Below are 15,208 nucleotides of genomic sequence, written 5' to 3'. Positions count from 1 at the left end.
TGGGGTGCGCGCGTGCTGATCTTCATCGAGAACACGCCCCGCACCTACGCGTGGGGATCAGTCGATGCGCTGCCCGAAATGCTGGGCACGGCCGCGACCGGCGAGCCGCAGGCGGAGCTCTGGTTGGGGGCGCACCCCGGGAATCCCGCATCGGTCGCGAAGGCGACGAAGCAGCCGCGCACGTTGATCGACCTCATCGAGAGCGATCCCGAGCGGTGGGGTGTGGACGGGCGCGATCTCCCCTTCCTGATGAAGGTGCTCGCCATCGGAGCGCCCCTCTCGCTGCAGGTGCATCCGAACGCGGTGCAGGCGGTCGCAGGATACCGGGCCGAAGAGGAGCGGGGCGTGGCACGCGACGCCCCCGAGCGGAGCTACGGGGATCCGCACCACAAACCCGAGCTGCTGGTGGCTCTCGGCGAGATGACGGCGCTCAGCGGGTTCCGGCCGGTGGATGACGCGCGTCGTGACTTCCGGCTGCTCGCCGCGTCGGTCCCGGCCGGACCGTCGCGCGAGGCGCTGCACTTCGCCGCCGACCTGCTCTCCGCGGAGGAGCCGAGTACGGGACGCCGCCGGTTCCTCGCGTGGGCGCTCGGTGCGAGCCGCGAGACCGCGGACGCGGTGCGGGGCGTCTCGGCGGTCGTGCGGACGGTCCGAGACGCTGATCTCGGTCTCGATCCGCTGCGGACGGCGGTGCTGAGAAACCTGGCGGCCGCGCACCCCGGAGATGCCGGCATGCTCGTCTCGGTGACCCTGCACGCGCTTCGTCTGCAGCCGGGCGAGGCGATCTTCCTCGGCGCCGGGCAGCTGCATGCGTATCTCAGCGGCATCGGCGTCGAGGTGATGGCCTCCTCCGATAACGTGTTGCGGGCCGGCCTCACCGTGAAGCACGTCGACGTCGACGAGGTGCAGCGCATCGTCGACACCGAAGAGCTGGTCGAGCCGAAGTTCCGCGCGGAGCGGTGCCGCCCCGGCCTGGTCGCGTGGCGCCCCCCGGTGCCCGACTTCCAGCTCATGCGGGTGCGACTCCACGGTGCCGAGGAAGAGGTGTTCGACGCCGCGCACTCGGCGGAACAGATCGACCTGCCGGCATCTCACCCGCTCGTGCTCATCGCGACCGAGGGCCGGGTCGTCATCGAACGACCGGCAGCGGAGTTCGCGGAGGTCGCCGTCGTGAAGCGCGGTCAATCGCTGTACGTGTCGGCGGGCGAGCCGATCCTGATCCGGGGTCACGGCGAGGCGTTCATCGCGACGGTCGGGGAGTCCTTCGCGCCCGGAGCGGACACGCCCGTGTGTCGCTAAGCCTCAAGTTGTCGTTGAGGGTTTACACTTCCCGGCTTGACTTGTCAGAATCACAACGGTGTAATTGGGTGTGATCAACACGTTGGTATTGGCGGGGAAGGAGCAGGAACCCATGAATCAGCAGGGTGCACATGCTCCGGTTCCAGGAAACTGGTTCGTCGATCCCGTGTTCCTCGGCGTCCCGGGAGTCCGGCAGGCCGATGAGGAAGAGGTCTCGTGGCAATCGGATGCCCTGTGCGCCCAGACCGATCCCGAGGCATTCTTCCCGGAGAAGGGCGGGTCGACCCGCGAGGCGAAGAAGATCTGCGAGAGCTGCGAGGTGCGCTCCGAGTGCCTGCAGTACGCCCTCGAGAACGATGAGCGTTTCGGCATCTGGGGCGGCCTCTCCGAGCGCGAGCGTCGTCGCCTGCGCAACGAAGCCGTCTGAGCTCAGCGAGACACTGCCGATTCTTTTTTCGAGGCTGCCGCGCACGCCTCCACCTCGGAACCAGTCGGCACGCTTAAGCTAGGCCCGATATGCGCACCATCGTCACTGCCATCGTGGTCGCCCAGGAGGGCGGCGAGTGGCTCGAAGAGACCCTCGCGGGCATCGCCGCGCAAACCCGGGGACCGGACCGCGTGATCGCGGTGAACAACGGCGGCGCGCAGCACGTGACCGACCAGTTGTCCGCGGCGAGCCCCGATCGGGTGATCGGGGCCGAGACACGCCGCCCGTTCGGCGAGACGGTGCAGCGTGCACTGGACTACACGCCACCGGCGCTCCCGGATGCCCTCGCGACCGCGGGTGCGGTGGTCGGCGCACGAGCCGCAGACGGCGCGGCGACGGTCGCGAACGACGACGCGGATGCGGCGAGCGGCGTCGACGAGAGCCCGGCACCGGCGACGGCGGACGAGTGGATCTGGCTGCTCGCCGAAGACACCTGCCCCGAGCCCGAGGCGCTGCAACGCATCCTCAGCACCGTCGAGCGCGCTCCATCGGTCGCCGTGGCCGGGCCGAAGCTCGTGGACTGGGATCGCCCCCAGCGCATCATCGAGCTCGGCCAGAGCCTCACCCGATTCGGGTCGCGCTGGAAGCTGCGTCGCCAGGAGCTCGACCAGCAGCAGTACGACCACCTGCAGGACGTGCTCGGCGTCGGCCCGGCCGGCATGCTCGTGCGCCGCGACGCGTGGGAGCAGCTCGGCGGTTTCGACCCCTCGCTGCCCGTGGCCGACGACGGTCTCGACTTCAGTGTGCGCGCTCGGCTCGCCGGCTACCGCGTGGTCGTCGCCCCGTCCTCGCGCGTGCGATTCGCCCAGAGCGGTGTCGTCGGCCCGCGGATCGAGCGCAAGCGCGGAGTGATGCGTGCCGCGCACCGCCGCGACCGCGCGGCGCAGATGCACCGTCGGATCGCCTACGCACCGGCGTTCGTGTCGTTCTTCCTCTGGCTCGGCCTCCCCATCTATGCCGTTCTGCGCATGTTCTGGGCGCTGATTCGCGAGCAGCCGGGCCAGATCCCCGGCGAGTTCACCTCGGCCATGCTCGTGTTCTTCCGGCCGGCAGCGATTCTTGCGTCGCGGCGGCGGATCAAGCGCACCATGACCGCCGGGTGGCCGGCGGTCACCCCGTTGCGCGTCGACCCGAAGTCGGTGCGCACGGCGCGCATGATCGACCGTGAGGCGATCCTGCTCGCCCAGGGCCGGCAACGGCGGGAGATGCACTTCATCTCGTCGGGAGGGCTCGCGGTGCTCATGGGTGCGCTCGTCATCGCCGCCGTGCTCTGCTGGTGGGCGCTGCCGCAGCTGAGCCTCGCCGGCGGTGCGCTGGCCCCGCTCAGCCCCATCGCCGAGCTGTGGACCCACACGCGCACCATCGACGGGCTGCCCGCCGACCCCTTCACCTGGGTGCTCGCCGTGCTCGGCACCCTGGTGTTCTGGAACCCCTCCCACGCGATCGTGCTGCTCGTCATCGCGGCGATTCCGCTCGCCGCGCTCGGCGGGTGGATCTGGTCCGCTCAGCTGACCGAGTCACGCGCGGGTCGTGCGCTGTTCGGCATCGGGGTCGCGATCAGCCCGGTGATGCTCACGTCGCTCGACTCGGGTCGACTGCCGACGCTCATCCTCTCCGTGGTGCTGCCCTGGCTGCTGCTCGCCGCGACGCGGTGCCGGGAATCGTGGAGCTGGGCCGGAACCGCATCGCTGCTCGCGGCGGTCGCGCTCGCGTGCGCGCCGATCCTGATCCCGGCGGCCGCGCTCCTGCTGATCGTCGGCATCGCCACCTCGCCGCGCCGCATCGCCCGCGTGCTCTCGACCGCGATCGCTCCGGCCGCGCTCTTCGCACCCAAGATCGTGACCTCCGTGCTGGCCGGACGGCCGCTCGACATCTTCCTCGATCCGGGAATCACCCCGGTCTACGAACCCGGGAACACCTGGCACCTGATGCTCGGCTTCCCCGGGTTCGGACTCGCCGGCTGGGGCGGCATCTTCGACGACATCGGATGGGGTGCCATCCCCACCACGCTGCTCGTCGGCGTGCTGATGCTCCCGCTCGCGCTGCTCGCGCTGCTCGGGCTGTTCACCGGCCGCATCCACATCACCATCCTCAGCGCCCTCATGGGCGGACTCGGCATGCTCACGGCGGTCGCCGCGAGCCAGCTGCGCATTCTCGTCAGCGGACCCGACACCGTCGCGCTCTGGACGGGATCAGGACTCGCGGTCTACTGGGTCGCCGTGCTCGGCCTCGCCGTCGTCGGGGCGGAGACGCTGCGCCGCGCCGCCGCGCCGATCGTCGCCGTGGCGCTCGTCGCCGCAGCCGTTGCCGTCGCACCGACCGCCGTGCAGCTCACGACCGCGTCGAGCGGCATCACCTCCGGCACGAACCAGATGCCCGCCCTCGTGCAGGCCGCCGGCGGCACGGCGACCGGCACGCGCACCCTCGTCATCGACGTCGGCGCCCCGAACGCCGAGAACGATCGCAGCGTCGGCGCCCGCATCGTCGACGGAACCGGAGAGCGCCTCGACGATATCCGCACCGCCTCGCGCGTGCCCGACCGCAACGCGACCGACGAGGCGATCGCCGAACTCGTCGGCGGACTGGCGAGCACGGGTGACGTCAACGTGGCCGAGCATCTGCGCACCCTCGGCGTGGGCTTCGTGCTGCTCTCGCCCGGCGGCGACAGCGCCGAACGCGCCGAGCTGCAGGCGGTCTTCGACCAGAACGCCGCACTCACCAGCACCGGTCAGACCGACTTCGGACTGCTGTGGCGCGCGACGGCCGGCGACTCGGGTTCGCAAGCCGGTATCGACGAGGTGACCGACCTCGACGGAACAACGCTCGGGGCGAACACGCTCTGGTGGGCGCAGGTGATCCTCGTGCTCAGCATGCTGCTGCTCGCGCTGCCGACCGGAGAGGTCGTCGAGCGGCCGCCGAAGCGCCGGCGTCCGTCGCGTCGTCGCGGCACGAAGACGAAGATCGCCGTCGTCGGCGGGGCGGCGGGCGCAGCGATGACGGCCGGGCAGGAGCCGCAGCCGGTCGACGCCGGCGATGCGGATCGGGATCCCGATCCGCAGACCGTGCCCGAGGAGTCGGTCGACGACGACCTCGACGCACCGGCATCCGAGGAGGCGCCGCGCACCGGTGAGCCGGACGCGGTGGGCGGATCGAGCGTGCCGGACGACGCCTCCGACGAGCGCGAGGGAGAACAGCGATGACGGAGCGATCCCGGGTCGTACTCGGCAGCGTGCGGGCCACCACCGGCCTGCTCATCACGGCGGTGACCGCGACGGCGGTCGTCCTGCTCGCGGGTACCACGCTCCCGGTCGTCACCGCTGAACCCGTCGGGGTGTCGGTCGACACCTCGCAGACCACGCAGCGCACACTCGTGTGCCAGGGCTCCTTCGCGGAGCTCGGGCTCGACCCCGAGAACCCCGAGGCCACCAGCCTGACCGGCGACGTCGATCTCGAGACGGCCGGCGAATCCGAGGGCATCGACCCGCTCACCACCGACAGTGCGGGCTCCGGCAGCGCCCCCGCCGTGCGCACCGGCCAGGACAGCGCCCAGTTCGGCGCCGCCCAGTCCCAGCGCGTCTCCTCCGAAGACATCCGGGGCACGGCGGCCAGCACGTGCGTCGAACCGGTCAACGAGCAGTGGGTCGTCGGCGGCGACACGCTGACCGGGACCTCGACGACCCTGTCCGTCGCCAACCCGGGCGAGGTGCCGGCGACGGTGCGCATCGACCTCTACGACGAGAACGGTCCGGTCGACTCGGGCCAGGTCACCGGGGTACTCGTGCCGCCGAAGTCCGAGCGGACGATCTCCCTGAACGGCTACGCCCCCGAACGCGAGCGCCTCGTGGCCCACGTGGTGAGCACCGGAGCGACGGTCAGCGCGGGCATGGGCATCGGTCAGACCGTCGACATCGATCCATTCTCCGCCGGAAGCGTGACGCGTCAGCTCGACCCGAACGATCGCCTGGTGATCCCCGGCGTGACGAACCGCAACACGCTCGCCGAGAACCACACGGGTGAGGCGCAGGACCTCGATCAGTTCCCCGTCCTGGTGCGCGCGTTCGCGCCGGGCGACGAGGCCGGCACCGCGACGGTGCGGGCGGTGGACGAGAACGGGCGCAGCTACGACCTCGGCGAGATCTCCCTCGAACCGGGTGTCGCCGGGCAGCTCGAGATCGACCAGTGGCCGACACGCGCTCAGGGCATCATCATCGACGCCGATGTACCGATCGTCGGGGGCGCGTTCGGGTCGGTCGACGGAGACGAGCGGCACGACAACGCCTGGTTCTCGCCGGCTCCCGAGCTCCCCGCGGGCGTCGCCGTCGCGGCACCGGTGGTGAACTCGGGCGAGCTCGTACTGTCGAACCCCGGCGAGTCGGATGCGACGGTCCGCGTCGAGCGGGCCGGCGACTCGGCGGACGACGACGCGCGCGAGATCACCGTGCCCGGCGGCGGGACCGTGACCGCCGAGATCCGCAACGGAGCGCAGCTGCGCACCGAGGATCAGGTGCACGCCGCGGTGCGGGTCGTCGGCCGCGGGGCCCTGGCGGCATACCCGATCCTGCCCATCGGCGACCGGACCCAGGAACTCACCGTCTACACGCGCTGAGCCGATGCCCGGTCGTCGCCCGTAGACTGGGCGCATGTTCGCCCGCAAGGCGTCCCGCCGTTCCCCGGTCGCGCTCCGCGATCGGCACGGTCGGCGCCCGATACGTTCCGCACTGACCGGTGCCGGATTGCCCGACCCCGACAGTCGCGCCTCGCGGTTCGAGAACGACGCCCGAGGTGCCGTCGAACTGCTCCAGCGCGAGTTCGCCGCCGAACTCGAGGGAGTGCACATCGGATTCATGACGGTACCGCTCGGCCCGGAGGGGACGAGCGGCAATCCCGAGTTCTACGCGATCGACCGGGCGAAACAGTCCATCATGCTGTTCCGCATGCCGATCCAGCGGGCGCGCGTCCTCCACGTCGACGACGCCGAACACCGCAGGTACTTCGTGGAGCACTGCGTCTATCGCGCCGTGTGCGAGTATCTCGGGCGCGAACCCTGGGATCTGCTGCCCGGACGCTTCGACCACTACTGAACGGCCATAATAGAGACATGAGTGCACGAATCCTGGTAGTCGACGACGATACTCCGCTCGCCGAGATGCTGAGCATGGTGCTCGAGGGGGAGGGGTTCGTCACCGAGACCTCGGGCGACGGCGTCGAGGCGATCGAACGCTTCCGTTCGATGCGACCCGACCTCGTGCTGCTCGACGTGATGCTGCCGGGCGTCGACGGCATCGAGGTGTGCGGGCGCATCCGCGCCGAGTCCGGCGTGCCGATCATCATGCTGACGGCGCGCACCGACACCACCGACGTGGTGCGGGGACTCGAAGCGGGTGCCGACGACTACGTGGTGAAGCCGTTCAACCCGGCCGAACTGATCGCCCGGGTCCGCGCGCGTCTGCGCGAGCCGCAGCAGGAGGTCTCCGAGATGCTCCGCATCGGCGACCTCGACATCGACGTCGCGGCGCACGAGGTGCGGCGCGGATCCCGCCAGATCTCGCTCACCCCGCTCGAGTTCGACCTGCTCGCGATCCTCGCGCGCAAGCCGCAGCAGGTGTTCACCCGCGAGGTGCTGCTCGAGAAGGTGTGGGGCTACCAGTACAAGGCCGACACGCGGCTCGTGAACGTGCACGTGCAGCGCCTCCGGGCGAAGATCGAGCAGGATCCCGACAACCCGACGATCGTGACCACGGTCCGCGGCGTCGGCTACCGCGCGGGCGGTCCAGCGGAATGACCCCGAGATGACCGCGCTCCACGGCCGCTCGCGGCTCGCACTCCGGCGGCGGCGGCTGCGGTTGTGGTGGCTGCGGTTCAGTCAGCCGGTACTGGGCCCGTTCCGGTCGCGGTGGCGATCCTCGCTCCGTCTGCGGACGATGACGATCACGGCATCCATCACCACCGTGATGATCTTCGTCGCCGGCGTCTTCATCCTCACCAACGTCGGAGACGACCTGTACTCATCGCGCCGCGACCAGGCGCTCGCCGACTCGGCGCGGGCGACGCTGGCGGCGCAGAGCGTGCTCGACTCGTCGAACGCGACGGACCGTGCGCGGCTCACCACGCTCGTCGACTCGGTGCGTCGCGCGGTGCTCGACACGTCTTCGAGCTCGATGATCTACCTCCGCAGACAGCCGGGGCAAGTCGACGTCTCCGACGCTCCCGTCGACTCGAACACGTCGCAGTCCCTCGTGGACGCCGTGACCGACGACCTCTCCGAGTCCCTGCGGGACACCGATGCCCCGCAGCACTGGCAACCCGTGTCAGTGCCCGACGAGACCGGGGTCTCCGGCCCGGGTATCGCCGTCGGGTCGACCCTGAGCTTCCCGTCCGGCGTGGGCAACTACGACCTCTTCATCGGGTACAACTTCTCCGACACCGAGGAATCGCTCAACGCGATCCAGCGCACGCTGCTCATCACGACCATCGGACTCCTCGCCCTCATCATCTCGCTCGTCTGGGTCATCTCGCGCAGCGTCTTCCGGCCGATCCGTGCGGCAGCGGACGCCAGTCACCGACTCGCGGCGGGCGACAGCGACGCGCGCATGCCGCTGCAGAACGACGAGCACTTCGACGTGCTCTCGGAGAACTTCAACAACATGGCCGGCACACTGCAGGCCCGGATCACCGAACTCGATGAACTCTCCGACATGCAGCAGCGCTTCGTCTCCGACGTGTCCCACGAACTGCGCACACCGCTGACCACGATCCGCCTCGCGAGCGAGGTGCTTCGCGGTCAGCAGGATGCGATGGACCCCTCCCAGGGCCGCGCCGTGGAAGTGCTCGGCACGCAGATCGACCGGTTCGAGACGCTCCTCGGCGACCTCCTCGAGATCTCGCGCTACGATGCCGGCCGCATCACGCTCGAGACGGAGCCCACCAACCTCGTCGCGCTGGCGCGCGACGTCATCGACGGGATCCAACCCCTCTCGAAGAGCATGATCGAGCTCCGCCCCATCGGCGGGTACGGCACCGTCGACGTCGATGCGCGCCGCATTCGCCGCATCATCTCGAACCTCGTCGGCAACGCCGCCGAGCACGGGGAGGGGCGTCCGGTGGTCGTCACCATCGATTCGAACGCCGCCGCCGTCGCGGTCACCGTGCGCGACTGGGGCGTCGGACTGAAAGCTGAAGACATCGAGCGCGTCTTCGACCGGTTCTGGCGCGCCGACCCCGCCCGCAAACGCACGTTCGGGGGCACCGGACTCGGACTCGCGATCGCCCGCGAGGATGCCGCAGTGCACGGCGGACTGCTCGAAGCGTGGTCCCGGCCGGGTGAGGGGGCGAACTTCCGCCTCACGCTGCCGCGCGGCGATGCCAGCGCCTTCGTCTCCCCGCTCCCGCTCATCCCCGACGACGTCTCCATCGAGGAGACCGATCCCGGCACCACCGGCGGATGGCTGAGACGGCCATTCCGTCGCGTGTGGAAGGAGCGCACGAAGTGACGAAACGTCCGCACCTGCGCGGCGCGCTCGCCGCAGCCGTGATCGCCCTCGTCGCCCTGACGGGGTGCCAGGCCGTTCCCGACGCCGGACCGGTGCAACCGGGCCTCACCGAACTCAGCCAGGGCGATCGCCAGGTCAGGTTCAACCCGAACGGACCTGCAGTGGACGCCGACGCGCAAGAGATCGTGCGCGGATTCATCAACGCCGCGTCATCCAATGCCGACAACTACGCGGTGGCCCGCGAGTTCCTCACGCCCAGCTACTCGGAGCAGTGGGACCCGTCCGCCGGCGTGCTCGTCGACGAGGGCACCCGGCCGTACCGCGAGGAAGAGGGCAACGTCTCGGTGCTCTCGCTCTCCACCATCGCCGACGTCGACGAGCACGGGGTGATGACCTCGGCCGCGCCGAGCCCCACCATCGATGTTCGGTTCGAACTCGAGGAGCAGGACGGGCAATGGCGCATTTCATCGGCGCCGACCGGGGTGATCCTCGAACGCACGACGTTCGAACAGACCTGGACGCGGCAGGAGCTCTTCTTCCTGAACCAGCGCGGGGCGCTCGTGCCCGACTCCCGGTGGTTCCTGAACCGGCCGTCGCTCGCGAGCGAGATCGTGGAGGAGCTCCTCGAAGGACCCATGGCACCGTACCGCGACACGCTGCACACCGCGTTCCCCGGAGGCACGAGACTCGCGAACGGATCGGTGCCGATCATCGAGGGCACCGCCGAGATCGCTCTCTCCACCGAACTCGCGGAGGCGAGCGAAGCCACGCTCGAAGACGTCTCCCGGCAACTCACCGCCACGCTCGACGGGGTATCCGGCGTGACCGATTACGACCTCAGCGCCGGCAACCTCAACATCGGGAGCCGCGACGTCGAGGCTCCCGAGATCGATCAGGAGCCGCAGGCCACCATCGTGGAACGCAACGGAGGATTCGGCGTATTGAGCGGGGGCGACGTCGATCCGCTGAACACGCTCGACGAGCCCGTCGTCGATCTCGACGCCGAGGCCGTCTCAGTGGCACCGACGTTGCAGGGAGCGGCCGTGCTCAGCGAGCGCGGAGTCAGCTGGGTCGACGACACAGGAGTGGCGCTCATCGACGCGCGCGCCGGACAGATCGCACCCGTCATCGATGAGTTCGGGTACGTCTGGACGTACGCGTCACGCGGAACCGACGGGCTGGTCGTCCGGATCCCCGGCGAGGACGGGGTGAGCGTCGATACGCCGTGGGGTGCCGGCCGCACCCCGGTCGCGATCGGTCTCTCGCCATCGGGATCCCGCATCGCGGCGCTCGTCGCCGACGAGGAGAACTCCGTGCTGCTCGTCGCCCCCGTGACTCGCGACGACGACGGACGCCCCACCGGGCTCGGCGATACCGCGGTCCAGGAGCTGTGGACGTCCGGGGCGCCCGTCGACTTCGACTGGATCGACGAGCAGCAGTTCGCGGTCCTCAGTCGCGTCGGCGAGGGCGGCAAGGTGACGTTCGGCGGGCCGGGCCAGTTGATCACCGAGACGGGATCCGTGCCCGGCGGCGTCCACATCAGCAGCGGAGGCGCTCGGACCCAGGTGCGCGTGCTCGACGAGAACGGCGACCTGTACGCGCTGCAGGGTCAGGCGTGGCAGCGGCAGGAACGCGAACGCGGCATCGACGTGCTCGCGAAGGTCGGCTGAGCGGGGCCGATCGGCCCGTTCGGTCGCTCGGCTCACCCTCCCCGTTCGTCGGTTCCCTCGTCCTCCCCGTTCGTCCCGGGCTGTCGAAGCGGGCTGATTCGTCCCCATCCGACGAGCGGTGCGTAACGCGCGGATCACCGTGCCGCAGCCTGGACCCATGACCCGCACCCCGGCGCTCGCCGTTACCCTCACCGTCGTTCGCAGTGTCTGGCTCGATCTGCTCGCACTGCTGTGGCCAACGGAGTGCGTGGGGTGCCGAGCCCCCGATCGCGACCTCTGCGACGCGTGCGCAGCCGAGGTGGAACGGCTGGCCACTTCGCGGCCCGTACCTCGGGGGAACGTGCCAGCAGGGTCGAGCGAGGCCGCGCAGGGTCCTCCGAGGGCGCGCCGGCAGATGCCCGAGGTGCCGTGCTTCGCCGCGGCCCCGTACGCGGGTGTGCAGCGGGAACTTCTGGTCGGGTTGAAGCACGCCGGTCGCGTCGGGTTCGCCCGTCGACTCGGACCTCTGCTCGCCCGCACGCTCGCCGATGCGTTCGAGGAGGTGGGTTCCGAGCCACCCGACGATGGTGCGCCGGTCGAGGTCGAGGTCTCCGTCGAGGCCGGGGTCGCTCCGAGTCGTCGACCAGCCGGAGCACCGCTCATCGTCTGCGTCCCCTCGCGACCCGCTCGTGTCAGGCAACGCGGGTACCGCCACGTCGAGGTCATCCTGAGTCACGCCGTGCGCGCGCTGCGTCGGCCGGATGGACGCCTCTCCAGCGGCGCCGTGCTCGATGTCCCGCGACGCCCAGTGCGCGCCCTTCGTGCGCTCCCCGGACGCACGGGGCAGGTCGGGCTCACCTCATCGGAACGGGTGCGCAACGCGCAGCGCATCGCCGTGCGACGAGGTGCACGAGCCCGTGTGCGGGGCAGACGCGTGGTGGTCGTCGACGACGTGGTGACGACCGGAGCGACGGTCACCGCTGCATGCGAAACGCTTCGAGCGGCCGGCGCCGAAGTCGTCGCAATCGTCTCTGTCTGTCGGGTGGAGCGGCGCGACACGCGCGGCGGCGATGCCGATCGGGGTTCGGATCCGGCGTGATGATGCCGCCCGAGAAGTCGGGTGGAAAGCGCGCACGCGGAGGGAGTATGGTTTTCGAAAGGCGTGAGGATGCGCCGCTTTGGCGCACTCGCCTGAATCACAAGGGAGGTCACCATGGACGTGAACATCCGCGGACGGAACGTCGGTATCACCGATCGTTTCGAGAACTACGTGGGATCGAAGACGGAGAAGGTGTCGGTGCTTCTGCCGAAGGCTCAAGCGTTTGAGGTGAGAGTCTCCCGGCTCAGTGAGCGCAGCCCCCAGAACGGCGACCGCGTGGAGATCACCGTCGTCGGGCCGGGCCCCGTGATTCGGGCCGAATCCTCCGGAGGCGATAAGTACTCGGCGTTCGACCTCGCCTACGGGCGCGTGCTCGAGCGCATCCGCCGCGCCAAAGATCGTCGCAAAGTGCACAAGGGTCGCGCCCTCCCCTCGCTGAGCGAGGTCGCCGCCAATGATTTCGAGGGAGTCGACATCACTCCCGCCTCAGTGGAGACGCTCGAGGCCATCGCCAATGGCGATACTCCTCCCGTGACCGGGGAGTCGCAGGAGGAGCAGTACAGTCCGGTCGTGATCCGCAAGAAGGAGTTCCCTTCCGAGCGGATGACGGTGGACGCGGCAGTCGACCAGATGGAACTCGTCGGACACGACTTCTTCCTCTTCGTCGACGCCGAAACCGACAAGGCCAGCGTCGTGTACCGCCGCAAGGGGTGGAACTACGGCGTCATCGCGCTCGCCGAAGACTGAGCGCGTCACATCGGGGGCGGATCCGGATCACCGGGTTCGCCCCCGATGTGTGTCCGGGGTCGCGTGTGGGTGTGCGGGGTCGCGTGTGGGTGTGCGGGGTCGCGTGTGGGTGTGCGGCTCCGCCCCACGCGTCCGGCTCCGCCCCTTCGTCGAGATTGCGCGAAGTCACCCTTCAGCGCAGGCGAAGCCAGTAGAACAGCGATCTCGGCGCCTCGCTCAATCGCGGAGCGCTGCGGCGACGCAATCCGCGACGGTGTGCGGGGTGCGCAGCACGTCATCGGCGCGGAACCGCAGCACGCGATACCCGGCCTCACGCACCCGGTCGAGGCGGTACTCGTCGCGCACGTACTGTTCGCGTGAAGTTCGATGCTGCTCGCCGTCGTACTCCACGATGAGGCGATGCGCCGAGCAGACGAGGTCGAAGCGTCCGATCCATCCGTGCTCATCGAAGATGTCGCGCTGCAACGTGAAGTGGTGCTCGAGGCCGGCGTCGTCGAGCACCAGTCGCAGCAGTGTCTCCATGCGCGATGCCGAGCCCACCCGTGCGACCTGCAGTGCGCGCCGTAAGACGCGCACACCCCGGGAGGGCCCGGCAGCCTTCTTGCAGAGTTCACCGAGCGAGGTGCGTGCACCGCCTCGCAGATGAGTCCTCGAGCTCTGATCGGTCACCAGGAAGTCGATCGCGACGACCAGTTCTGTCAACGGCAGCGCTGCGGCAGCTTGCACCACCGCCTCCGCGGGGGCAGCGACGGGGAGCCCCCACCTCCCAGAGGCGCTCCCGATGGCAACTCTGACCCGGTGTCCTTGAACGCCACGTGAGCGTGGTGGCGTGAGCGGCGGTGGCGAGGCGACATCGAGCGCCTCAGGCGACCGTATCGGGCACCCGAGGAGCACGAGCGCGGTCCCATGACTGAACACTTCGCCCGCTCGAAGCCTCGGCGCGTAACTCCGCGCGAGGAATTCGAGCCTCGCTGACCCGACGAGCGCCGTGTGCGACACGTCGCCGCGCACACGAACTGCTCGGAACGGTCGGTCGAAGCGCGGGTGCGACAGGACGTTCCTTCCGATTCCCAGGTGCTCCGCTTCGCGTGGGGTGAAAGCGAAGGGGAGATCGTCGGGGACCGGCGTGAGCGGGGCAGGCATACTTTCAAGACTCCCGCTCGCATCAGGAGAACCCAGCTGTTTGTCGGAACATGTGCACGGCACGCCGTAACGGTGGCACCTTCGGGAGGTGGGGACGAAAGATCGCTATCGCCGTCGCCCGCGCCTGGCCCGTTCCCCCACCGAGATCCCGCTCGCGCACCCTTCGACTCCGTTGAAGCCAGTACATCTGCAATCTGGACGGCGCAGCGCGCACGACGGCGCAGCGCCACGCCGGCGCGCCATCCCGCTAGCGCCCCGCACCCACCTCGACGGGCTCGTCGGTGACCGGGCGGCGTCCCATGATCATCGCGAAGAGGGCTCCGGAGAGGTTGTGCCACACCGAGAACACGGCGGCTGGCAGCGCGGCGAGGGGAGAGAAGTGGGCGGCGGCGAGTGAGGCCGCGAGACCCGAGTTCTGCATGCCGACCTCGACGCTGATGGCGCGTCGTTCGCGCTGGGTCATGCGCATCGCCCATGCCGCGAGGTAGCCGAGTAGCAGCCCGAGCCCGTTGTGCAGCACGACGGCGACGAACACGAGCAGTCCGGCCTGCACGATCTGGTCGGCGCTGCCGGCGACGACGGCCGCGACGATGAGCGAGATCGCGATGGTCGACAGCCACGGGAAGACGCCTTGAATCTTGACGATGAGCGACCGGAAGACGATGCGCACCAGCAGGCCGCCGATGACGGGGATGAGCACTGTCTGCAGGATCGAGATCATCATCGGCTGGAACGGCACCTCGAGGATCGCGCCGGCGATCCACAGCGTGAGCAGCGGCGTGGCGATCGGCGCGAGCAGCGTGGAGCAGGTTGTCACGGTCACCGAGAGTGCGGTGTCGCCGCGGGAGAGGTAGGTCACGACGTTCGACGCGGTTCCGCCAGGCGCGCAGCCGACGAGGATGACGCCGGCCGCGAGCTCAGGCGTCAGCTGCAGCGTGAGGGCGATGATCCACGCGAGGAACGGCATGATCCCGTACTGCAGCACCACGCCGATGAGTACCATCCAGGGACGCTTGGCGATCCGGGCGAAGTCGGGAAGGGTGAGCGTCAGGCCCATGCAGAACATGATCGCGCCCAGCAGCCACGGCACCGCGGGGGCGAGCGTCGATGAGGGGCCGGGAAGCGTGAATCCGATCACTCCGGCCACGAGCACCAGGAGGGGGAACACGGTGACGGCAACGCGGGCGGTCCGGTCGGCAGCGGGTGCGGTCGGGGAGGCGCTCGCCGCGGAGGGACGTGTCTCTGCGGTTGCGGGGTCGGTCGAAGGCATGAGGACTACTCTGGCACAGACTCA

At 69.7% G+C, this 15,208-nt stretch carries 12 protein-coding genes; 10 read left to right on the top strand and 2 right to left on the bottom strand.

The features are described from left to right. Positions 1-12: 12 nt before the first annotated feature. The 10 genes from manA (at position 13) to hpf (ending at position 12,771) form a co-directional block, all read left to right on the top strand. Positions 13-1,299: a mannose-6-phosphate isomerase, class I gene (manA, locus tag J4H85_RS13725; RefSeq protein WP_208240782.1), complete on the top strand. Its 1,287-nt coding sequence runs from the start codon at positions 13-15 to the stop codon at positions 1,297-1,299. A 112-nt stretch (positions 1,300-1,411) separates the two neighbouring features. Further along, entirely contained in the window at positions 1,412-1,726 is a 315-nt protein-coding gene (locus tag J4H85_RS13720; RefSeq protein WP_208240780.1) for a WhiB family transcriptional regulator, read from the top strand. Between the two features lie 89 nt (positions 1,727-1,815). Next, positions 1,816-4,986 (top strand): glycosyltransferase, encoded by a 3,171-nt coding sequence (locus J4H85_RS13715; RefSeq protein ID WP_208240778.1) that lies wholly within the window; start codon positions 1,816-1,818, stop codon positions 4,984-4,986. After that, positions 4,983-6,392 carry a DUF5719 family protein gene (locus J4H85_RS13710; RefSeq protein ID WP_208240776.1) on the top strand — a complete coding sequence of 470 codons (1,410 nt, stop codon included), beginning with the start codon at positions 4,983-4,985 and terminating at the stop codon, positions 6,390-6,392. The genes J4H85_RS13715 and J4H85_RS13710 overlap by 4 nt, the downstream gene beginning before the upstream one ends. A gap of 34 nt (positions 6,393-6,426) precedes the next feature. Further along, positions 6,427-6,867, top strand: a complete 441-nt coding sequence (locus J4H85_RS13705) for a hypothetical protein (protein WP_243893841.1) — start codon at positions 6,427-6,429, stop codon at positions 6,865-6,867. Positions 6,868-6,884: 17 nt separating this feature from the next. Beyond that, a complete protein-coding gene (gene mtrA / locus J4H85_RS13700) occupies positions 6,885-7,568 on the top strand; it encodes an MtrAB system response regulator MtrA (RefSeq protein WP_208240774.1) in 684 nt (227 codons plus the stop codon). Positions 7,569-7,575: 7 nt separating this feature from the next. After that, a complete protein-coding gene (mtrB, locus tag J4H85_RS13695) occupies positions 7,576-9,276 on the top strand; it encodes an MtrAB system histidine kinase MtrB (protein WP_208240772.1) in 1,701 nt (566 codons plus the stop codon). Beyond that, positions 9,273-10,946 (top strand): LpqB family beta-propeller domain-containing protein, encoded by a 1,674-nt coding sequence (locus J4H85_RS13690; protein WP_208240770.1) that lies wholly within the window; start codon positions 9,273-9,275, stop codon positions 10,944-10,946. The genes mtrB and J4H85_RS13690 overlap by 4 nt, the downstream gene beginning before the upstream one ends. A gap of 157 nt (positions 10,947-11,103) precedes the next feature. Continuing rightward, positions 11,104-12,024 carry a ComF family protein gene (locus tag J4H85_RS13685; RefSeq protein ID WP_208240768.1) on the top strand — a complete coding sequence of 307 codons (921 nt, stop codon included), beginning with the start codon at positions 11,104-11,106 and terminating at the stop codon, positions 12,022-12,024. Positions 12,025-12,138: 114 nt separating this feature from the next. Continuing rightward, positions 12,139-12,771: a ribosome hibernation-promoting factor, HPF/YfiA family gene (hpf, locus tag J4H85_RS13680; protein WP_208240766.1), complete on the top strand. Its 633-nt coding sequence runs from the start codon at positions 12,139-12,141 to the stop codon at positions 12,769-12,771. A gap of 216 nt (positions 12,772-12,987) precedes the next feature. Here the strand turns inward: hpf and J4H85_RS14315 are convergent, their stop codons facing one another. Together J4H85_RS14315 and J4H85_RS13670 are read right to left on the bottom strand one after the other, a co-directional pair. Next, positions 12,988-13,497, bottom strand: coding sequence for an endonuclease domain-containing protein (locus J4H85_RS14315; RefSeq protein ID WP_208240764.1), 510 nt, complete (start codon positions 13,495-13,497; stop codon positions 12,988-12,990). A 664-nt stretch (positions 13,498-14,161) separates the two neighbouring features. After that, a complete protein-coding gene (locus J4H85_RS13670; RefSeq protein WP_208240762.1) occupies positions 14,162-15,184 on the bottom strand; it encodes a bile acid:sodium symporter family protein in 1,023 nt (340 codons plus the stop codon). Positions 15,185-15,208 lie beyond the last annotated feature (24 nt).

It is taken from the genome of Leucobacter tardus (assembly GCF_017583045.1).
In the GTDB taxonomy this organism is placed as follows: Bacteria; Actinomycetota; Actinomycetes; order Actinomycetales; family Microbacteriaceae; genus Leucobacter; species Leucobacter tardus.
This window is presented reverse-complemented; position numbering and strand designations above follow the sequence as displayed.

Excerpts from the sequence above, each read along its gene's own strand:
- J4H85_RS13720 (WP_208240780.1), top strand. The coding sequence starts at position 1,412 with ATGAATCAGCAGGGTGCACATGCTCCGGTTCCAGGAAACTGGTTCGTC.
- J4H85_RS13715 (WP_208240778.1), top strand. The coding sequence starts at position 1,816 with ATGCGCACCATCGTCACTGCCATCGTGGTCGCCCAGGAGGGCGGCGAG.
- J4H85_RS13710 (WP_208240776.1), top strand. The coding sequence starts at position 4,983 with ATGACGGAGCGATCCCGGGTCGTACTCGGCAGCGTGCGGGCCACCACC.
- J4H85_RS13705 (WP_243893841.1), top strand. The coding sequence starts at position 6,427 with ATGTTCGCCCGCAAGGCGTCCCGCCGTTCCCCGGTCGCGCTCCGCGAT.
- mtrA (WP_208240774.1), top strand. The coding sequence starts at position 6,885 with ATGAGTGCACGAATCCTGGTAGTCGACGACGATACTCCGCTCGCCGAG.
- mtrB (WP_208240772.1), top strand. The coding sequence starts at position 7,576 with ATGACCGCGCTCCACGGCCGCTCGCGGCTCGCACTCCGGCGGCGGCGG.
- J4H85_RS13685 (WP_208240768.1), top strand. The coding sequence starts at position 11,104 with ATGACCCGCACCCCGGCGCTCGCCGTTACCCTCACCGTCGTTCGCAGT.
- hpf (WP_208240766.1), top strand. The coding sequence starts at position 12,139 with ATGGACGTGAACATCCGCGGACGGAACGTCGGTATCACCGATCGTTTC.
- J4H85_RS13670 (WP_208240762.1), bottom strand. The coding sequence starts at position 15,184 with ATGCCTTCGACCGACCCCGCAACCGCAGAGACACGTCCCTCCGCGGCG.